The sequence below is a fragment of the Nonomuraea sp. NPDC050451 genome (genome assembly GCF_044458585.1).
Window position 1 is genome coordinate 471,855 of record NZ_JBITHZ010000004.1, and the last position, 19,121, is coordinate 490,975.

At 71.4% G+C, this 19,121-nt stretch carries 18 protein-coding genes; 14 read left to right on the top strand and 4 right to left on the bottom strand.

What is annotated here, in order from left to right:
• Positions 1-37: 37 nt before the first annotated feature.
• The 3 genes from ACIBI9_RS17190 to ACIBI9_RS17200 form a co-directional block, all read right to left on the bottom strand.
• Positions 38-217 carry a hypothetical protein gene (locus ACIBI9_RS17190; RefSeq protein ID WP_397223052.1) on the bottom strand — a complete coding sequence of 60 codons (180 nt, stop codon included), beginning with the start codon at positions 215-217 and terminating at the stop codon, positions 38-40.
• A 78-nt stretch (positions 218-295) separates the two neighbouring features.
• Positions 296-1,033, bottom strand: a complete 738-nt coding sequence (locus ACIBI9_RS17195; protein WP_397223053.1) for a GntR family transcriptional regulator — start codon at positions 1,031-1,033, stop codon at positions 296-298.
• Between the two features lie 213 nt (positions 1,034-1,246).
• A complete protein-coding gene (locus ACIBI9_RS17200; RefSeq protein ID WP_397223054.1) occupies positions 1,247-2,521 on the bottom strand; it encodes an MFS transporter in 1,275 nt (424 codons plus the stop codon).
• An 88-nt stretch (positions 2,522-2,609) separates the two neighbouring features.
• On the opposite strand from ACIBI9_RS17200, the gene sucC reads away from it, so the two are divergent.
• Genes sucC through ACIBI9_RS17230 form a run of 6 tightly spaced genes read left to right on the top strand, consistent with a single transcriptional unit; the run spans position 2,610 to position 9,503 of the window.
• The gene (gene sucC / locus ACIBI9_RS17205; protein ID WP_397223056.1) at positions 2,610-3,740 is read left to right on the top strand and encodes an ADP-forming succinate--CoA ligase subunit beta; all 1,131 of its coding nucleotides are present in this window, start codon (positions 2,610-2,612) and stop codon (positions 3,738-3,740) included.
• The gene (gene sucD, locus ACIBI9_RS17210) at positions 3,740-4,627 is read left to right on the top strand and encodes a succinate--CoA ligase subunit alpha (protein WP_397223057.1); all 888 of its coding nucleotides are present in this window, start codon (positions 3,740-3,742) and stop codon (positions 4,625-4,627) included. Before sucC ends, sucD begins: the two co-directional genes overlap by 1 nt.
• Positions 4,624-5,388, top strand: coding sequence for a hydroxypyruvate isomerase family protein (locus ACIBI9_RS17215; RefSeq protein ID WP_397223058.1), 765 nt, complete (start codon positions 4,624-4,626; stop codon positions 5,386-5,388). The genes sucD and ACIBI9_RS17215 overlap by 4 nt, the downstream gene beginning before the upstream one ends.
• Positions 5,385-6,245 (top strand): NAD(P)-dependent oxidoreductase, encoded by an 861-nt coding sequence (locus ACIBI9_RS17220; RefSeq protein ID WP_397223060.1) that lies wholly within the window; start codon positions 5,385-5,387, stop codon positions 6,243-6,245. Before ACIBI9_RS17215 ends, ACIBI9_RS17220 begins: the two co-directional genes overlap by 4 nt.
• Positions 6,242-7,963 carry a glyoxylate carboligase gene (gene gcl, locus ACIBI9_RS17225; protein ID WP_397223061.1) on the top strand — a complete coding sequence of 574 codons (1,722 nt, stop codon included), beginning with the start codon at positions 6,242-6,244 and terminating at the stop codon, positions 7,961-7,963. Before ACIBI9_RS17220 ends, gcl begins: the two co-directional genes overlap by 4 nt.
• 10 nt (positions 7,964-7,973) lie before the next feature.
• A complete protein-coding gene (locus ACIBI9_RS17230) occupies positions 7,974-9,503 on the top strand; it encodes an aldehyde dehydrogenase family protein (protein ID WP_397223063.1) in 1,530 nt (509 codons plus the stop codon).
• Here the strand turns inward: ACIBI9_RS17230 and ACIBI9_RS17235 are convergent, their stop codons facing one another.
• A complete protein-coding gene (locus tag ACIBI9_RS17235; RefSeq protein ID WP_397223064.1) occupies positions 9,504-9,854 on the bottom strand; it encodes a DUF6703 family protein in 351 nt (116 codons plus the stop codon). It lies immediately after the preceding gene.
• Positions 9,855-9,930: 76 nt separating this feature from the next.
• On the opposite strand from ACIBI9_RS17235, the gene ACIBI9_RS17240 reads away from it, so the two are divergent.
• The 8 genes from ACIBI9_RS17240 to ACIBI9_RS17275 all read left to right on the top strand — a co-directional run bounded on the left by ACIBI9_RS17240 (position 9,931) and on the right by ACIBI9_RS17275 (position 19,117).
• Positions 9,931-10,218 carry an antibiotic biosynthesis monooxygenase family protein gene (locus ACIBI9_RS17240; protein WP_397223065.1) on the top strand — a complete coding sequence of 96 codons (288 nt, stop codon included), beginning with the start codon at positions 9,931-9,933 and terminating at the stop codon, positions 10,216-10,218.
• A 95-nt stretch (positions 10,219-10,313) separates the two neighbouring features.
• A complete protein-coding gene (locus tag ACIBI9_RS17245) occupies positions 10,314-11,699 on the top strand; it encodes a glycine--tRNA ligase (RefSeq protein ID WP_397223066.1) in 1,386 nt (461 codons plus the stop codon).
• Positions 11,700-12,040: 341 nt separating this feature from the next.
• Positions 12,041-15,151 (top strand): M14 family zinc carboxypeptidase, encoded by a 3,111-nt coding sequence (locus tag ACIBI9_RS17250; protein ID WP_397223068.1) that lies wholly within the window; start codon positions 12,041-12,043, stop codon positions 15,149-15,151.
• Positions 15,152-15,272: 121 nt separating this feature from the next.
• Positions 15,273-15,419 (top strand): hypothetical protein, encoded by a 147-nt coding sequence (locus ACIBI9_RS17255; RefSeq protein ID WP_397223071.1) that lies wholly within the window; start codon positions 15,273-15,275, stop codon positions 15,417-15,419.
• Positions 15,416-16,399, top strand: a complete 984-nt coding sequence (locus ACIBI9_RS17260) for an AAA family ATPase (protein ID WP_397223072.1) — start codon at positions 15,416-15,418, stop codon at positions 16,397-16,399. The genes ACIBI9_RS17255 and ACIBI9_RS17260 overlap by 4 nt, the downstream gene beginning before the upstream one ends.
• Positions 16,396-17,328, top strand: coding sequence for a DUF58 domain-containing protein (locus ACIBI9_RS17265; RefSeq protein ID WP_397223074.1), 933 nt, complete (start codon positions 16,396-16,398; stop codon positions 17,326-17,328). Before ACIBI9_RS17260 ends, ACIBI9_RS17265 begins: the two co-directional genes overlap by 4 nt.
• Positions 17,325-18,269 (top strand): VWA domain-containing protein, encoded by a 945-nt coding sequence (locus tag ACIBI9_RS17270; protein WP_397223075.1) that lies wholly within the window; start codon positions 17,325-17,327, stop codon positions 18,267-18,269. Before ACIBI9_RS17265 ends, ACIBI9_RS17270 begins: the two co-directional genes overlap by 4 nt.
• Positions 18,266-19,117 carry a S1C family serine protease gene (locus tag ACIBI9_RS17275; protein ID WP_397223076.1) on the top strand — a complete coding sequence of 284 codons (852 nt, stop codon included), beginning with the start codon at positions 18,266-18,268 and terminating at the stop codon, positions 19,115-19,117. The genes ACIBI9_RS17270 and ACIBI9_RS17275 overlap by 4 nt, the downstream gene beginning before the upstream one ends.
• Positions 19,118-19,121: the final 4 nt, after the last annotated feature.

Here is a 19,121-nt window from a genome sequence, read left to right on the forward strand (position 1 = left end):
GCCGCGGCATCGGGGCGATCGTCCCTGCCGCGGCTTCTCAGTGACGCGGGCAGTCGTGTACGTCGTGCTCCGCGGCGGCCCATTCGCGCAGGTAGCGGTCCGCTTCGTCGGCGGAGTAGTGCTTCTTGAGAGCTGTGCTCAGGCCCAGGCCGATCGCCCGGCCGTCCGCTGCCTGGCCCGGGGGATCACCGAGGAGAAAGCGGATGAACGCCTTCATGGTTGCGCACCTCCTGTTTTCCGGCTCCATCCTCTACCCGAGGTGTTTCGGAGCATGCGGTCTCTTGTGAACGACAGATCAACCCGGCTGTCGCGTCCGGCGCCGCCGCACCGGCTTGGGCGCCGGCTCGACGGGCTCCTGCTCGCGCTGAGCCATGTACGAGGCGCGGGTGTGCTCGGTGTGCTCGCGCATGATCTTGGCCGCCCGGCGCTCGTCGCCCGCCTCGATGGCGTCGATCAGCGAGGTGTGCTCCTCCCACGAGGCCATGCCGCGCTGGCGGGCCACCGGCGTGTGATACCACCGCACCCGCCTGGCCACCTGGCTGGCCAGCTCCGAGAGGACCTTGTTGCCCGACAGGGCGGTCACCAGGGCGTGCAGCTCCGAGTTGGTCGCCACGGCGGAGTCGACGTCGTCGGCCTCCACCGCCGCGATGCCCCGCGCGCACAGGGCGCGCAGCCGCTTGACGCCGTCCTCGCCCGCGTGCTTGGCGGCGAGCCGGGCGGACTCGGTCTCCAGCAGCGTGCGCACGGCCAGCAGCTGGTCGGCCTCCTCCACCGTCGGGACGTGCACGAACGCGCCCTGGCCGGGGAACAGGTCGACCCAGCCCTCGCCGCTGAGCTGCTGCAGCGCCTCGCGGACCGGCTGCCTGGAGACGCCGAGCAGCTCGGCCAGCTCGCTCTCCACGAGATGCTGGCCCGGCTTGAGCTGCCCGGAGACGATGAGCTCCTGGATAGCCTCGATAACGCTCTCGCGGAGCGTGGCAGGGCGGGGAATCTTGGTGGCCGCCGCCTGACCGGCCTGATCCGACAGCAACATGGTCACGTCTCCAGGGCTGCGTTACGGTTTTTCGTCGACTGCCTACAGCATACCGTCCAGGGGTCTCTCCTGGCCGTGAGTCTCATCACAGGCACCCCGTCTCCCCGCGCCGCACCGTCACTCCATATGCGCGCACCGCCATGCGAGCGCCTGCGCCTCCCCGAGCACCGCCGTGAACGCGGAGCGGCACTCGAGGGACGGTGGCGGCGGGTGTCACAGGGGGATGGTGGCCGGGAGGCCGGGGATGCGCAGGCGGGGGATGGCCAGGGCCGGGAGGGCGGCGAGGGCGGCGGCGACGGCGAGCGCGGTCACGGGGGCGCTCAGGCCGAGCAGGGCCAGGGCGACGGCCCCCGCCCCGGCCAGGGCCTTGGCGCTGTAGACGACGGCGTGGATCTCGCCCGCCCGCTCGGCCCCGAAGAACTCCCGCACCAGGCTGGCGAGCAGCGGGTAGAACGCCCCGCCCCCGAGCCCGGCCGCCACGGCCCCGAGCCACAGCAGCGGCCCCCCGGCCGCCACGGGCTCGCCCGCTCCCGGAAGGCCCGCGGGCGTGGTGGCGAGGGCGGTGGCGAGGAGCACCTGGCCGGTGGCCAGTGCGGTCAGGACGGCGGCGAGCACGCGGCGGCGCCCGAACAGCTCCGAGCAGCGCATCGCCACCGACCGGCTGGCCCCGTTCAGCGCCACCAGCACGGCCAGCGCGCCCCACGACCCGGTCCCCGCGACCACGACCACGTCGAAGACCGACACCGCGCCCGCGAATGTCAGGATCAGGGCCAGCGCCGGCAGCGTACGCGTGCGCAGCGCCTGGGCCGGCCCGAACTGCCGGGCCGCCTCCGGCGTCGTGCGCAGCCGCGCCGCGTCCAGCGCGTGCGAGCGCGGGTCCACGTCATCGGGCCACCACAGCGCGGGAGGCAGCCGCAGGTGCCGGGCCGCGGTCCCGATGACCGCCAGCGCGACGACCGCCGCGACCATGAACGCCGTGGACGTGGCGGCCGGAGCGATCCCGGCCCAGACGAGCAGGGGCACTGCGCCGTACCCGAAGGCGCCGGTGATCAGCCCGACCCGGGCGGCCGGTCGCTCCGGGTACCAGGAGGAGACGACCTCGCCGCAGACCCCGTAGACCAGGCCCGCGCCCAGCCCGCCGAGGAGCGCGTACCCCACGAAGGCTCCCGGGGCGCTCAACGGGAATGCCGCCGCGGCGAGGCCGGCGAAGCTCAGGGCGGCTCCCGCGGCCAGGCTGGTGCGGACGCCGAGGCGGCCCCGCCGTACCAGGTGGAGCGCGGGGAGGGCGCCCGCGGCCTGGCAGGCGATCCAGACGGCCAGGAGGGTGAGCCCGGTGGCCTCCTTGGCGAGGAGGGCGGCGTAGCCGTACTGGAGCGGGCTGATCGCCGCCATGGCGCCCCAGGCCAGCCAGAACATGCGCGTGCGGTCGGCGGGGACGGGCCCGGGGAGGTACGAGCGCCCGCGCCAGTCTCTAACTGCATTCTCCATACTGTATGGAATATCCAGTAGACGAGAGCCTGTCGAGACCTAGACGAGGGATTTTCCATACGGTATACCGTCTACAAAGGAGGCTCGAATGGACCTGTACGAGTACCAGGCGAAGGAGCTCTTCGGGCGTCATGGGATCCCGGTCCCGGCAGGCAGGATCGCGGCCACCCCGGTGGAGGCCCGCGCGATAGCGGCCGAGCTGAACGCGCCCGTCGTCATCAAGGCCCAGGTGAAGACCGGCGGACGCGGCAAGGCGGGCGGGATCAGGACCGCGGCCGGGCCGGTCACCGCCGAGGCGGAGGCCGATCGCGTGATCGGGATGGACATCAAGGGGCACGTCGCGCGCAACGTGCTGGTCGAGACGGCGACCGTGCCGTTCGAGGAGTACTACGCGGCTTTCCTCGTCGACCGGGCTGAGGGCAGTTTCCTGGCGATGGTGTCCGGCCAGGGAGGCATGGAGATCGAGGAGCTGGCCGCCACCGACCCCGACGCCCTGGTGAAGCTGCCGGTCGACCCGGCGACGGGCGTGGACGCGGACACCGCGCGCCTGCTGGCGGCCAAGGCCGGGCTGCCCGAGCAGGCGGCCGAGGCGCTGGAGAAGCTGTGGAAGGTCCTGGTCGCCGAGGACGCCCTGCTGGTCGAGGTGAACCCGCTGATCTGCACCACCGACCAGCGGATCGTGGCCCTCGACGGCAAGGTCACCCTGGACGACAACTCCGCGTTCCGGCACGCCTGGGAGTACGGCGAGACCACCGGCAGCTTGGAGGACCGCGCCCGGGCCAAGGGACTGAACTACGTCAAGCTCGACGGCCAGGTGGGCGTGATCGGCAACGGCGCCGGGCTGGTCATGAGCACGCTCGACGTGGTCGCCGGGGCCGGGGCCGCCCCCGCGAACTTCCTGGACATCGGCGGAGGCGCCTCCGCCAAGATCATGGCCGACGGGCTGGAGATCATCCTGGCCGACCCCGACGTGCGCTCGGTGCTGGTCAACGTCTTCGGCGGCATCACCGCCTGCGACGCGGTGGCCAGCGGCATCGTCACCGCACTCGAGCTCCTCGGCGAGCGCGGCCTGGCCAGGCCCATCGTCGTACGCCTGGACGGCAACAACGCCGAGGTGGGCCGGCGCATCCTCAGCGACGCCCGGCACCCGGCGGTCCGGCAGGTCTCCACCATGGACGGCGCCGCCGAGATGGCGGCCAGACTCGCGGCAGGTGCGTGATGGCGATCTTTCTGACCAAGGACAGCCGCGTGCTCGTGCAGGGCATGACCGGCGCGGAGGGCACCAGGCACACGGCCCGCATGCTGGCCGCGGGCACCGACGTCGTGGCCGGGGTGACGCCCGGCAAGGGCGGCCGGTCCGTGGACTTCGGCGAGCGCACGGTGCCCGTGTTCGGCTCCGTGGCCGAGGCGATGGGGGAGACCGGGGCCGACGTCTCCGTGGTGTTCGTGCCGCCGCGCTTCACCGGCCCGGCCGTGGAGGAGGCGGTCGAGGCCGGGATGCCCCTGTGCGTGGTGATCACCGAGGGCGTCCCCGTGCACGACGCGGTACGCTTCCGTGCCCTCGCGCACGGCCGCACCAGGATCATCGGCCCCAACTGCCCGGGACTCATCAGCCCGGGGCAGTCCTCGGCCGGGATCATTCCCGCCGACATCACCTCCGCCGGGCGCATCGGGCTGGTGTCGAAGTCGGGCACGCTGACGTACCAGCTCATGTACGAGCTACGCGACCTCGGCTTCTCCACCGCCGTCGGCATCGGCGGCGACCCGGTCGTCGGGACCACCCACATCGACTGCCTCCAGGCGTTCCAGGATGACCCCGGCACGGACGCGATCGTCATGATCGGCGAGATCGGCGGCGACGCCGAGGAGCGGGCCGCCGCCTACATCGCCGCGAACGTCACCAAGCCCGTGGTCGCCTACGTGGCCGGGTTCACCGCGCCGGAGGGCAAGACGATGGGGCACGCGGGCGCGATCGTGTCCGGTTCGTCCGGCACCGCCCAGGCCAAGAAGGAGGCGCTGGAGGCGGCCGGGGTCCGCGTCGGCCGCACCCCGTCGGAGACCGCCCGCCTCATGCGTTCGGCCCTGAGCCAGCGGGGTGCGGCGTGAGGTTCACCGTCAACCTCTCCATCCTCTTCACGGATCTGCCGCTGCTGGAGCGGCCCGCGGCGGCGGCCAAGGCCGGGTTCGACGCGGTCGAGCTGTGGTGGCCGTTCGGCGTCCCCGACCCCGCGGGCGCCGAGCTGGCGGCGTTGCGGCAGGCCATCGAGGACGCCGGGGTACGCCTGACCGGCCTCAACTTCGACGCGGGCGACATGGCCGCCGGCGAGCGCGGCCTGCTGGCCAGGCCGGACGGCTCCGCCCGGTTCCAGGCCAACATCGACGTGGCGGTCCAGCTGGCGGGCGAGCTCGGCTGCGGCGTGCTCAACGCCCTGTACGGCAACGACCCCGGCACCGACCGGGCCCTGGGCGTGGCCAACCTGCGCAGGGCGGCCGACGCGGCGGCCTCGATCGGCGCGACCGTGGTGGTCGAAGCCCTCAACTCCCACGAGAACACGAAATATCCCATCACGTCGTCGCAGGCGGCGTTCGAGCTGATCGACGAGGTGGACCGGGAGAACGTGGCCCTCCTGGCCGACCTCTACCACCTGCACCGGATGGGCGAGGACGTGCTGGAGCTCATCGACCGGCACAGCGCCAGGTTCGGCCACGTGCAGATCGCCGACGACCCCGGCAGGGGACGCCCCGGCAGCGGGCGCATGCCGTACGACGAGATCTTCGCCCGGCTGGCGGCGGCGGGCTATCAGGGCCACGTCGGCCTGGAGTACCGGCACGAGGGGCCGGGCGCGTTCGACTGGAGGCAGGCGTGAACATCGGGTTCGTCGGTTTGGGGATCATGGGCAGCCCGATGGCGGCCAACCTCCTCAAAGCCGGACATGTCGTGACCGGTTATGACGTGAGCGCCGAGCGGGTCGAACAGCTCGTCGGCCTGGGCGGCAAGGGCGCCACCGGCGTGGTCGACGCGGTCGGCGGCGCCGACGTGGTGGTCACCATGCTGCCCGACTCTCCGCAGGTGGAGGAGGTCGCGCCGCTGATCATTGAGTACGGCCGCCCCAACCTGCTCTACATCGACATGAGCACCATCAGGCCCGAGACCTCCCGCTGGGTCGCCAGGCAGGCGGCGGCCGCCGGCGTACGGGCGGTGGACGCCCCGGTCAGCGGCGGCGAGCGCGGCGCGATCGACGGCACCCTGTCGATCATGGTGGGTGGGGTGGCCGAGGACGTCGAGGCGGCCCGGCCCGTCCTCGGCACCCTGGGCACGACCGTCGTGCACGTCGGACCGGCCGGCGCGGGACAGACCGTCAAGGCGGCCAACCAGCTCGTCGTCGGCGGCATCTACGGGCTCGTGTCCGAGGCGATCGTCTTGCTCGAAGCCTCGGGCGTGGACCCCGTGGCGGGGCTGGACGTGCTCGCGGGCGGCCTGGCGGGCTCCAGGATCCTGGAGCTCAAGCGGCACACCATGGTCAGGCGGGAGTTCAACCCCGGGTTCCGGCTCGACCTGCACCACAAGGACATGGGCATCGCCGTCGCCGCCGCCCGCGAGGCCGGGGTCAGCCTGCCGCTCACCGGGCAGGTCGCCCAGCTCGTGGCCGCGGCCAGGGCGCAGGGCCACGGCTCGCTCGACCACTCCGCCCTCCTCAAGGTCGTGGAAAGGCTCAACGGATGAAGAGGATTCCGTGCATGGAGGCCGTTGTGGCGGTGCTGGAGTCGGAGGGGGTGGACACCGTCTTCGGCATCCCGGGCGCGGCCATCCTGCCGCTCTACGCCGCGCTCCAGCACAGCTCGATCAGGCACGTCACCGTACGCCACGAGGAGGGCGGCACCCACGCGGCCGACGGCTGGTCCAGGGTGACCGGGAACGTCGGCGTCTGCATCGGCACCTCCGGCCCCGCCGGCACGAACATGATCACCGGCCTCTACACCGCCCTGGCCGACTCGATCCCCATGATCTGCGTCACCGGCCAGGCGGTCTCCTCCAAGCTGCACCAGGAGGCGTTCCAGGCGGTGGACATCGTGGAGATCGCCCGGCCGGTGACCAAGTGGGCGGTGCAGCTCAAGGAGCCGGCGCAGGCGCCGTGGGTGTTCAGGGAGGCGTTCAGGATCGCGCGGTCGGGGCGGCCCGGCCCGGTGCTCATCGACCTGCCGGTGGACGTGCAGCGCGGGACCTGCCTGTACGACCGGGAGCTGGACGCGCCGTTGCCCGTCGAGGAGCCCGCGCCGCTGCCCAAAGCCGTGCGCAAGGCAGTGGACCTGCTGTCCGGGGCCGGGCGGCCGATCATCCTGGCCGGCGGCGGCGTGATCATCGCGGACGCGTCCGACGAGCTGCGCGCGCTGGCCGAGCACCTCCAGGTGCCCGTGCAGGTGACGCTCATGGGCAAGGGCGCCTTCCCCGAGGACCACCCGCTGTTCGCGGGCATGGCGGGCATCCAGACCCAGACGCGGTGGGGCAACGCCGCGTTCCTGGAGGGCGACCTGGTGCTGGCCGTCGGAGCCCGCTTCGGCGACCGGCACACCGGCGACCTCGACGTCTATCGCCGGGGCCGCACGTTCGTCCATGTGGACATCGAACCCATGCAGATCGGCCGGGTCTTCGAGCCCGACCTCGGGATCGTCGGGCACGCCCGGCCGGTGCTGGCGGAGCTGCTGCACGAGGCGCGCCGCCGCGGCGGGCCGCGCCAGCCGGGCAAGTGGGTGCGGAAGGTCGCCGACCTGCGCAGGACGATGGCCCGCCGCGACGACTTCGACGACGTGCCGATCAAGCCGCCCAGGGTGTTCAGGGAGATCAACGAGTATTTCGGCAGGGACACCACGTTCGTCACCGCCATCGGGCTCTACCAGATCTGGTCGGGCCAGTTCCAGACGACCTACCTGCCGCGCCGCTACCTGGTGTGCGGCCAGGCCGGGCCGCTGGGCTGGGAGGTGCCCGCGGCGATGGGCGTGAAATGCGCGCATCCGGAGCGGCAGGTCGTGGCGGTGGTGGGCGACTACTCCTTCCAGTTCCTCATGGAGGAGGTGGCGGTGGCCGCCCAGTACCGGATCCCGTTCGTCATCGTCATGATCAACAACGAGTACCTGGGCCTCATCAGGCAGGCCGAGATCCCGTACGGCATGAACTACGCCGTTGACCTGCACTACGGAGAAGGCGGCATCGACCATGTCAAGGCCATGGAGGCGTTCGGCTGCCCCGCGCGCCGGGTGGAGCTGCCGGGCGACATCCGGGACGCGCTCGCCTGGGCGACGGCGGAGTCGGCGCGGGAGCGGCTGCCGGTGCTCGTGGAGGTGATGGTGGAGCGCGAGGCCAACGCCGCCATGGGTCCCTCGCTGGAGGCGATCAAGGAGTTCGAGCCGCTGCCCGAGCTCATCACCGCCGACTGGTCCGACTGAGGAGGAGCGCATGCGACTCAAGCCGGGTACGGCCTGGCGGGACGCCTACGAACGGTGCTGTTCGGCGGCCCCCGAGGCATTCCACGACGACCGGGTGCTCAACCACTGGGGCGGCATCTGGCACCGCGACGGGCGCCCCGTGCCCGGCTTCTCGCCGCTTGACGGCACCGCCATCGCGGGCCTGCCCAGGATCGACCGGGCGGGCGCGGGACGGGCGGTGGCGGGCGCGGTGGAGGAGCACCGGCGGTGGCGGCACCTGCCGCTCGCCGAGCGCAAGGCCATGGTGTCGGCCGCCGTCGAGTCGATGGCCGCCCACCGCGACCTGCTGGCCCTGCTGCTGGTCTGGGAGATCGGCAAGCCGTGGAAGACGGCCTGCGCGGACGTGGACCGCTGCCTGGACGGCGTGCGGTGGTACGTGGCCGAGATCGACCGCATGGTCGCCGGGCGGATGCCGCTGCCCGGGCCCGTCAGCAACATCGCGAGCTGGAACTACCCGATGAGCGTGCTCATGCACGCCATGCTCGTGCAGGCGCTGGCCGGCAACGCGGTGATCGCCAAGACCCCCACGGACGGCGGCCTGTGCTGCCTGACGCTCGCCTGCGCGCTGGCGGTGCGCGAGGGCCTGCCGTTCACGCTGGTGAGCGGGGGAGGGGCGGAGCTGTCGCCGGTGCTGGCCGGCGGGCGGGCGCTGGGCAGCGTGTCGTTCGTGGGCGGCCGGGACGCGGGGGCCAAGGTGGCGACCTCGCTGGCCGACCTCGGGCGCCGGCACGTGCTGGAGCAGGAGGGGCTGAACTGCTGGGGCGTGTGGGAGTACGGCGACTGGGAGCTGCTCACGAGGCAGATCCGGGCGTCGTTCGACTACGGCAAGCAGCGGTGCACGGCCTATCCGCGGTTCGTGGTGCAGCGGTCGCTGTTCCACGAGTTCCTGGGGGCGTACCTGGCGGCGGTGGGGTCGCTGCGGTTCGGCCATCCGCTCGCGGTGGCCGATCCCGACGATCCGCTGCCGGAGCTGGACTTCGGGCCGCTGATCAACGCCTCCAAGGCCAAGGAGCTGGCCGACCAGGTGGACGAGGCGGTGGCCAGGGGCGGGGTGCCGGTGCACCGGGCGTCGCTCGACGCCGGACATTTCCTGCCAGGGCAGGATATTTCGGCGTATATTGCGCCGACGGCGCTCCTCAACCCGCCCCGCTCCTCGCCCCTCTTCCACGCCGAGCCGTTCGGGCCCGTGGACACCATCGTGCTGGTGGACACGGAGGCCGAGCTGCTGGCCGCCATGAATGCCAGCAACGGCGCCCTGGTGGCCACGCTGTCGTGCGACGAGGAGGAGACGTTCCACCGGCTGGCGCCGGAGGTGCGGGCGTTCAAGGTCGGGCACAACCGGCCGCGCTCGCGCGGCGACCGCGAGGAGCTGTTCGGCGGGCTCGGGGCTTCCTGGCGCGGCGCGTTCGTCGGCGGCGAGCTGCTGGTGCGGGCCTCCACCACGGGTCCGGAGGGCGACCGCCTGCCGGGCAACTTCCCGCACTACACCCTGTTGCCCTAGCTAGGGGGTTATGAGGCCGAAGCGGGTCGCCGCCAGCAGCACCAGGAAGGTCAGCATGGCGACCCGCATCACCTTTCCGCCGATCCCCAGCGACGGCCACGACAGGTACGCCAGCCAGCCGATGAAGGCGATCGCCGGCAGCACGGCCACGCCGCCCAGCGGGTTGGCCACGGCGAACCCGGCCAGCAGCAGGACCACCAGCACCGTCGGCGCCGTCCATCGGGGCACCTGCGTGAACAGGTACGTCATCGGCACGGCGCTGCGCTGCTCGACGGCCTTGCGCAGGCCGGTCGCGCCCGGCGTGAAGAACTGCTCGCCCTTGGGAAGCGGGCGCTTGCTGTCTGGGGCCACACCCAGAGCCTACGGGAGACGGGGCGCCGAGCGGGCGGGCCGCCCGACGGCATCGCGACGCGTTTAATCTGGTCGGGTGCTCGCCGTGATCCGATACACCGTTCCAGAGTCCCAGTCCCAAGATTTCATCAAGCAGGGCCACACCATCCTTGACACGCTCGCCGCCCAGCCGGGCTACCACCGTGGCAGGCTGGCCCGTTCGGTCGATGAGCCCAACCTGTGGGCCCTGGTCACGGAGTGGGAGGGCGCCGGTTTCTACCGCAGAGCGCTCTCCGCCGCCCGGATGGCGATGTATCCGCTGATGATTCTCATGGTCAACGAACCGAGTGCGTTCGAGGACGTTTACACGCAGGAAGGCACTTAACGATTACTGGCGCGCGAGAGGGTCCGCGCGTCCCCTAAGCTGGGATCTCACCAATTTCACTCGCCGACCTCCAGCCGGAAAGAGAATCAACCAAAATGGCACGACGCACCGACGTCATGGACACCATCGTCAGCCTCGCCAAACGCCGCGGGCTCGTATACCCGTCGAGCGAGATCTACGGCGGACTGCGCGCGTCGTGGGACTACGGTCCACTGGGTGTCGAGCTCAAGAGCAACGTCAAGCGGCAGTGGTGGCTGTCGATGGTCCAGTCGCGCGACGACGTGGTGGGCCTCGACTCCAGCGTGGTGCTGGCCCCCGAGGTGTGGCGGGCCAGCGGTCACGTCGAGACCTTCACCGACCCGCTGACCGAGTGCCTCTCCTGCCACAAGCGCTTCCGCGCCGATCACCTGATCGAGGCGTACGAGGAGAAGAACGGCAAGGAGCCCGAGGGCGGCCTGGCCGGCATCACCTGCCCCAACTGCGGCAACAAGGGCACCTTCACCGAGCCCCGGCAGTTCAGCGGCCTGCTCAAGACCTACCTCGGCCCGGTCGAGGACGAGTCGGGCCTGGCCTACCTGCGCCCCGAGACCGCGCAGGGCATCTTCATCAACTACCTCAACGTGCAGCAGTCGGCACGCAAGAAGATCCCGTTCGGCATCGGCCAGATCGGCAAGTCGTTCCGCAACGAGATCACGCCGGGCAACTTCATCTTCCGCACCCGCGAGTTCGAGCAGATGGAGATGGAGTTCTTCGTCAAGCCGGGCACGGACGAGGAGTGGCACCAATACTGGATCGACGAGCGCTACCGCTGGTACTCCGACCTGGGCATCAACAAGGACAACCTGCGCCTTTACGAGCACCCGAAGGAGAAGCTGTCCCACTACTCCAAGCGCACCGTCGACATCGAGTACCGCTTCAACTTCACCGGCTCCGAGTGGGGTGAGCTCGAGGGCGTCGCCAACCGCACCGACTTCGACCTGACCGCCCACTCCAAGGCGTCGGGCACCGACCTGAGCTTCTTCGAGCAGGACACGGGGGAGCGCTACGTCCCCTACGTCATCGAGCCCGCGGCCGGCGTCGACCGCGCCACGCTGACGTTCCTGCTCGACGCCTACAGCGAGGACGAGGCCCCCAACGCCAAGGGCGTCATGGAGAAGCGCACGGTCATGCGGCTCGACCACCGGCTCGCGCCGGTCAAGGCCGCGGTGCTGCCGCTCTCGCGCAACGCCGACCTGTCGCCGAAGGCCCGTGACCTGGCCGCGCAGCTGCGCCGCCGGTGGAACGTCGAGTTCGACGACGCGGGCGCCATCGGCCGCCGCTACCGTCGCCAGGACGAGATCGGCACGCCGTTCTGCATCACGGTCGACTTCGACACGCTCGAGGACCAGGCGGTGACCATCCGCGAGCGCGACTCGATGGCCCAGGAGCGCATCTCCATCGAGGGCGTCGAGTCCTACCTCCGCCAGCACCTGAATGATTAATTTCGTTTAGCGCTCATCTCACGGGCCGCTCGCCGTTCTTACGGCGGGCGGCCCGTTGTGCGTTCACCACCACGGGTTTTTACGGCTGCGCACGGTGGGCCCCACCCGCCGCACCGGGCTGAGGGCACTCCAGGGTGACGCTCCTCCGCCTCACCGCCGCGCCGCCGTGACGACGCAAGCTTGACCGGCGGGTGGCGCCTCCCTACGAATCCGGACGCCGGCCGGATTACGTAGTTCGAAATTTGACCACATGTGGCCGTCGTGATTGACAAGCCCCCGGCATACACGGACATTGCGGGCATCCCTAGCGGCCAATCGGGGGCTGATTTCTCGGAGGCGCGATGAAGCGCGCGTTAATCATGTTCGCCAGCACGCTCCTGTTACTCGGTTCGTTCACCATCCCGCCCGCGTCGGCGGTGCCCAAGCCCGCTCCGGGCCCCGACGGCGTGTTCGTCTACACCGGCGAGCTCACCGCGGACCAGTTGGCCAAGCTCGTCGCGGCCGGCGTGGACCGCGAGGAGATGCGGATCGTCAAGCGTGCGAACGGCAAGGTCACCATCGAGGTGATCCTCGCCGCCGCGCTGGCCGGCACGCTCGCCAAGCAGGGCGTCACCCTGAAGGCCCAGACCGCGGACAAGGCGCGGCTGGCGCAGAAGGGCGACGGGGTGTTCAAGAAATACGCGGGCGCCGGAGGCATCCGCGAGGAGATCATCGCCGCGGCCGAGGCCAAGCCCGGCATCGCCAAGGTCGTCAACATCGGCAACAGCCTCAACGGCACGCCGATCACCGCGATCAAGGTGACCAAGGACGCCCGCAAGCTCGCCGACGGCAAGCGTCCGGCCATGCTGTACATGGCCGCCCAGCACGCCCGCGAGTGGATCACACCCGAGATGGTGCGGCGGCTGCTGCACCACTTCCTCAACGGCTACGGCAGCAACGCCGAGCTCACCAAGCTCGTGAACACCACCGAGCTGTGGTTCATGCCGGTGGCCAACCCCGACGGCTACGACCACACCTTCACCCCCGACAACCGGCTGTGGCGCAAGAACCTGCGCGACAACGACGGCGACGGGCAGATCACCAGCGCCGACGGCGTCGACCCCAACCGCAACTTCGCCTACAAGTGGGGCTACGACAACGAGGGCTCGTCGAACATCCTGTCCAGCCAGACCTACCGCGGCAAGTCGCCGCAGTCGGAGCCGGAGACCGTGGCGCTGGACAACCTGACCAAGCGGGTGCACTTCACGTACCTGCTGAACTACCACTCCGCCGCCATGCTGCTGCTGTACGGGATCGGCTGGCAGCAGGCCACGCCGTCGCCCGACGACCTGATCTTCGAGGCCCTGCTCGGCGACGACGCCCACCCGGCCGTGCCCGGCTACGACCCCGACATCGGCGCCGAGCTCTACACCACCAACGGTGAGACCGACGGGCACATGACCAACCTGCGGAAGGCAATGTCCATCACGCCGGAGATGTCCACCTGTGAGGACGCGGTCGAGCGTAACCCGAACGACGAGTGGACGCTCGACGACTGCGTCGGCGGGCTGGGCTTCACCTTCCCCGACAGCGAGGCGCTGATCCAGGACGAGTTCCTCAAGAACGTCCCGCTGGCGCTGGCCACGGCCAAGACCGTGCAGACGCCGGACACCCCGGTCTCCGTGGTCGGGCGCACGGTGCCCGACTTCGCGCCGGACTCCTTCAGCGTGTCGTACGGCGACCCGCAGCCGGTGGCGGTCACCGCCCGCAGGTCGCTGCTGGGCAAGGTGCTGCGCTTCCGGATCAACGGCGGCCCGGCGCAGACCAGGCCGCTGTCGGAGTGGCAGGGCGGCGAGCGGTACGGCGACGAGAACGACCTGTACCTCGCCGAGTACCGCGGCACCGTGAGCGGCGCGAAACCGGGTGACAAGGTCGAGGTCTGGTTCCAGGGCTTCAAGCAGGGAACCGGGATCGTCTCCAGCTCGCACTTCACCTACACCCTGGCCAAGGACTCCGCGGCCAAGGTCCTGATCGTCGCCAACGAGGACTACACCGGCTTCAACCCGGACTATCCGCCCTCGGTGACGGCGCCCAAGCACACCACGACGTACAAGAAGGCCCTCCAGGCCGCCGGGTACGCCTCCGAGACCTGGGACGTGGACGCGCAGGGCGTGCCGCACCACCTGGGCGTGCTGTCGCACTTCAAGGGCGTCGTGTGGGAGCTGGGTGACAACCGGCTGTCCATGGACCAGCAGGACCTGGTCACCGTGACCCCGCTCGGCAACCTGCCCGACGCGGACGTCAAGCGGTCGCAGCAGGACCTGACCGTGTCCATCCGCGACTACCTCAACGAAGGGGGCAAGCTCCTCTACACCGGCGAGACGGCCGCGTACTACGGCATTCTCGACACGATCATCGGAGGCATCTACTACGGCATCGACGGCAACCCGGACGGCGACTGCGTGGTCACCACGATCCAGGGCCTGTTCGACGAGTGCCTGCTGCTGGCCGACGACTTCACCCAGTACTACATGGGCGTCGGCGGGCGCATCGCCCGCAGCTCCCCGACCGGCTTCGCCGGCAAGGGCCCGCTGGCCGGGACGGGCGGCACGTTCGGCGGTCCGGCCACGGTGGACAACCCGCTGGACGAGGCCGGGGTGCTGCAGCCCATGGGCACGGACCTGCCGCGGTTCACGGGCACTCCTTCGGCCGACTACACGCTCGGCGCCGGCGGGCCGTTCGACCCGGTCGAGGGCCAGTGGTACGTCAGGGGGCCGCACGCGGACGACTCGTACATGCGGCTGACCAGGACGGTCAACCTGGGATCCGTGACGGCGGCGCAGCAGCCGAGGCTGGCGTTCCAGCTGTCCTTCGACACCGAGCCCGGCTATGACAACGTCATCGTCGAGGCCCACACGGTCGGCCAGGACAACTGGACCACGCTGCCCGACCTCAACGGCGGCACGGACAGCGCCGTGCCGTCGGAGTGCGAGGCCGGCTTCTTGCTGGCTGAGCACCCGTGGCTGGGGCACTACCTGACCGGCGGCAACCCCTGCACGGCCACCGGCACCAGCGGCTCCTGGAACCGGTTCACCGGTGACTCCGGCGGCTGGAAGCAGGTCGCCTTCGACCTGTCCGCGTACGCGGGCCAGCAGGTCGAGGTGTCGATCAGCTACGTGACCGACCCGAGCACGGGCGGCGTGGGCGTGTTCGTGGACGACACGCGGGTCACCACCACCGGCGGCAACCTCGACACCGAGGGTTTCGAGACCGGCCTCGGCCCCTGGGCCATCCCCGGTCCGCCGGCCGGCAGCCCCACCGGCGCCGGCGACTTCGCCCGCGCGCAGGCCGACACCACGGCCGCCGTCTCCACCAAGGACACGGTGCTGCTGGGGTTCGGGCTGGAGCAGCTCGCCAACGACAACGAGAGGAACGCGACGATCAAGAAGGTGATGAAGTACCTGATCGGCTGATCTCCGGCTGACGGACGGCCACCCCGTTGGGGGTGGCCGTCCTTTTCGATGTGGGGACCGAAAAATCATGTAAAGACGGGGGTTACGCGGGTTTTCGCGGTCGATTGATGACATGCGTCCTATGCGTACATCACGTTTCGCCCTAGTGCTGCTGGCCGCGGGCGCCGTGCTCATGACGGGAAGCGCCGCGTTCGCCGATCCCGATCCGACCGCGCTGGAGCTGCGGGTGGTCGTGGACGACTGCTACCACTCGGTGGTGCAGCCATGACTGATCCCGCGCTGCTCGAACGGGCGTTGTTCGAGGTCAAGCGGGTGATCGTGGGTCAGGACCGCATGGTCGAGCGGCTGCTCGTGGCGGTGCTCGCCAAGGGCCACTGCCTGCTGGAAGGCGTGCCCGGCATCGCCAAGACGCTGGCCGCCGAGACCTTGGCCACCGTGGTCGGCGGCACGTTCGCCCGCATCCAGTTCACGCCCGACCTGGTGCCCGCCGACATCGTCGGCACCAGGATCTACCGGCCGTCGACCGAGACCTTCGACGTCGAGCTCGGCCCGGTCATGGTCAACCTGCTGCTCGCCGACGAGATCAACCGGGCGCCCGCGAAGGTGCAGTCGGCGCTGCTGGAGATCATGGCCGATCGGCAGGTCAGCATCGGCGGGGTCTCGCACGACGTGCCGAGGCCGTTCCTGGTGCTGGCCACCCAGAACCCGATCGAGTCCGAGGGCGTCTACCACCTGCCCGAGGCGCAGCGGGACCGCTTCCTCATGAAGATCGACGTGGACTATCCCAGCGAGTCGGAGGAGCTGGCGATCGTCTACCGCATGAGCGTGGACCCGCCCGTCCCGCACGCCGTGCTGGACCCCGCCCAGGTCGTCGCGCTCCAGCGGCGGGCCGAGCAGGTCTTCGTGCACCACGCGGTGGCCGAGTACGCCGTCCGCCTCGTCTACGCCACCCGCGATCCCGACCGGTTCGGGGTGGAGGACGTGCGGCGGCTGCTAGCGTTCGGGGCGAGCCCCAGGGCCACGCTCGGCCTGCTGGCGGCCGGGCGGGCGCTGGCGCTGATGCGGGGGCGCGACTACGTGCTGCCGGAGGACGTGCGGGACCTGGCGCACGACGTCATGGCGCACCGGCTCGTGCTCTCCTTCGACGCGCTGGCCGACGGGGTGGCGCCCAGGCAGATCGTGGACCGGGTGCTGGCGGCCGTCCCGCTGCCCGTCATCGCCCCCCAGCAGCAAGAAGCCGTGGCATGAGGCCGTACCTGATGGCCGAGCCCGCGCTGCGCCGGCTCGAGCTGACGATCACCAGGAGACTGGATGGACTGCTGCAGGGGGAGCATCTGGGGCTGGTCCCGGGGCCGGGGAGCGAGCCGGCGGAGACCCGGCCGTACCAGGCGGGCGACGACGTGCGGCGGATGGACTGGAACGTCACCGCCCGCACCAACGAGCCCCACGTCCGGGACCTGGTCGCCGACCGCGAGCTGGAGATCTGGGCGCTGCTCGACGCCACCGCCAGCATGGACTTCGGCACCGCGGCCATGGAGAAGCGGGAGCTGGCCGTGTCGGCGCTGGCGGCGGTCGGCTTCCTCACCCAGCGGACCGGCAACCGGATCGGCACCCACCTGCTGCACGGCGGCGGAGTCAGGACGCTGCCCGCCAGGACGGGCCGGCCGCACCTGATGGCGCTGCTGCAGGCGGCCTTCGCGCTGCCCCGCACCCCGCCCGGGGTGGCCGAGCCGCTGCTGGGCGTGGCCGCCGACCAGCTCGGCCGGGTCGTACGGCGCCGCGGTCTGGTCGTGGTCGTGTCGGACTTCCTCGACGCGCCCGAGACCTGGGAGCTGCCGCTGCGCAAGCTCACCGCCAGGCACCAGGTGCTGGCCGTGGAGGTGCTCGACCCGCGCGAGCTGACGCTGCCCGACGTCGGGATCCTGACGCTGGTCGACCCGGAGACGGGGCGGCGGCGCGAGGTCGCCACGGGGAGCGCGCGGCTGCGCCGCCGGTATGCGGAGGCGGCGGCGGAGCAGCGGGACGCCATCGCGCAGGCGCTGCGCGGGGCCGGGGTGACCCACCTGCGGCTGCGCACGGACCGGGACTGGGTACGCGACCTGGTCCGGCACGTCATGCGGCAGCGCCGCCTGGCCGTGCTGGCCCGCCCGTCCGGGGGAGGAGGTGATGCGGCGTGACGCTGATCGCGCCCCTGTGGTTGCTGCTGCTCGTCCCCGTGGGCCTGCTGGCCCTGACGTACGTGGTCATGGCGTTGCGGAGCAGGACCGCGTACGCCGTCAGGTTCACCAACCTCGACCTGCTCGACAAGGTCGCCCCGAGGCGGCCGGGCTGGCGCAGGCACGTTCCGGCGGCGGCGCTGCTGCTGATGTTCGCGCTGCTCGTGATCGGCTTCGCCCGGCCGACGGCCGAGGTGCAGGTGCCGAGGGAGCGGGCGACGATCATGGTGGCGTTCGACGTGTCGGCGTCCATGAGCGCCACCGACGTCCAGCCCAACCGGTTCGAGGCGGCCAAGCAGGCGGCCAGGCAGTTCGTGGAGGGCCTGCCCGAGCGGTTCAACCTGGGCCTGGTGTCGTTCTCCTCGTCGGCGTCCGTCGCCGTGCCGCCGACCACGGACCGGCAGGCGGTGCTGACCGCGCTCGACCGGCTCAGCACCGCCTCGGGCACCGCCATCGGCGAGGCGGTCTACTCCTCGCTGGACGCCATCGCCGCGCTCGACGCGCAGGAGGAGACGCCGCCCGCGCACATCGTGCTGCTGTCCGACGGTTCCAACACCACGGGCCGCACGGTCGGCGACGCGGCCGCGGCGGCCTCCGGCAGAGGAGTGCCGGTCACGACCATCGCGTACGGCACCGCGGACGGCACGATCGACATCTCGGGGCGCGAGATCCCGGTGCCGGTGGACGCCCCGGCGCTGCGCGGGCTGGCCGAGGCGGCGGGCGGCGGCTTCTACGAGGCGGCCAGCGGTGACGAGCTGCAGGCGGTCTACGACGACATCGGCACGTCGGTCGGCTACCGGACCGAGCGGCAGGAGGTATGGATGTGGTTCGTGGCGGCGGGGATGGCCTTCGCGCTGATCGCGGCGGTGACGTCGATGTTGTGGTTCTCGAGGCTGCCATGAGGGGCCTGGGCAGCCCGCGCGGGCCGGAGTTCGTCACGCCGCCTGTGGTGGCCCCCGTGCCGCGGGACGTACCGCGGAAGGGGGCGCCGCCCAAGGGGGGACGCCTGCTGGTGACCGCCGCGCTCGTTGCGGCGCTCACCGGGGCGGCGGCGGGCGTGGCGGCGGGCATGGCGGGGGCGCGGCTCTCCGACGGGTCCGAGCCGGCCCCCGCCGCCGCCCTCCCCAGGGTGGCGCCCGCGCCGTCGGCCGGTCTCACCGGGCTGAGCGCGACGGCGGCGCGGGTGCTGCCCAGCGTGGTCTCGGTGGAGACGGGCAGCGGGGGCGGTTCGGGGTTTGTGGTGGACGGCCGCGGCCACATCCTCACCAACGCGCACGTGATCAGGGGCAGCGACCGGGCGACCGTCGTGCTGAACGACGGCCGCCGGATCAACGCCCGTGTGATCGGCGAGGACGACGACGAGGACCTGGCCGTGCTGGAGGTGGACTACCCGCGGGAGCTCACGCCCGCCACCCTCGGCAGGTCCGGCGACCTGGCCGTCGGCGACCAGGTGCTCGCGATCGGCTCCCCGCTGGGCCTGTCGGGCACGGTCACCGCGGGCATCGTGAGCGCTCTGGACCGGGAGGTACGGTTGGGCTCGGCACGGGCGGCGGCGCTGCGCACGGCCGTGCAGACGGACGCGTCCATCAACCCCGGCAACTCGGGCGGCCCGCTGGTCAACACCCGGGGCGAGGTCGTGGGCGTGAACACGGCGATCGCGTCCGGGCGGGGCGGCGGCAACATCGGCATCGGGTTCGCCATCCCCATCGACCGGGCGGCGCCGATCGCGGAACGAATCATCCGAAACTAGGGTG

Bases quoted from the DNA above. Each gene is read 5' to 3' on its own strand.
- ACIBI9_RS17190 (WP_397223052.1), bottom strand. From the start codon at position 217: ATGAAGGCGTTCATCCGCTTTCTCCTCGGTGATCCCCCGGGCCAGGCA.
- ACIBI9_RS17195 (WP_397223053.1), bottom strand. From the start codon at position 1,033: ATGTTGCTGTCGGATCAGGCCGGTCAGGCGGCGGCCACCAAGATTCCC.
- ACIBI9_RS17200 (WP_397223054.1), bottom strand. From the start codon at position 2,521: ATGGAGAATGCAGTTAGAGACTGGCGCGGGCGCTCGTACCTCCCCGGG.
- sucC (WP_397223056.1), top strand. From the start codon at position 2,610: ATGGACCTGTACGAGTACCAGGCGAAGGAGCTCTTCGGGCGTCATGGG.
- sucD (WP_397223057.1), top strand. From the start codon at position 3,740: ATGGCGATCTTTCTGACCAAGGACAGCCGCGTGCTCGTGCAGGGCATG.
- gcl (WP_397223061.1), top strand. From the start codon at position 6,242: ATGAAGAGGATTCCGTGCATGGAGGCCGTTGTGGCGGTGCTGGAGTCG.
- ACIBI9_RS17230 (WP_397223063.1), top strand. From the start codon at position 7,974: ATGCGACTCAAGCCGGGTACGGCCTGGCGGGACGCCTACGAACGGTGC.
- ACIBI9_RS17245 (WP_397223066.1), top strand. From the start codon at position 10,314: ATGGCACGACGCACCGACGTCATGGACACCATCGTCAGCCTCGCCAAA.
- ACIBI9_RS17250 (WP_397223068.1), top strand. From the start codon at position 12,041: ATGAAGCGCGCGTTAATCATGTTCGCCAGCACGCTCCTGTTACTCGGT.
- ACIBI9_RS17255 (WP_397223071.1), top strand. From the start codon at position 15,273: ATGCGTACATCACGTTTCGCCCTAGTGCTGCTGGCCGCGGGCGCCGTG.
- ACIBI9_RS17260 (WP_397223072.1), top strand. From the start codon at position 15,416: ATGACTGATCCCGCGCTGCTCGAACGGGCGTTGTTCGAGGTCAAGCGG.
- ACIBI9_RS17265 (WP_397223074.1), top strand. From the start codon at position 16,396: ATGAGGCCGTACCTGATGGCCGAGCCCGCGCTGCGCCGGCTCGAGCTG.
- ACIBI9_RS17275 (WP_397223076.1), top strand. From the start codon at position 18,266: ATGAGGGGCCTGGGCAGCCCGCGCGGGCCGGAGTTCGTCACGCCGCCT.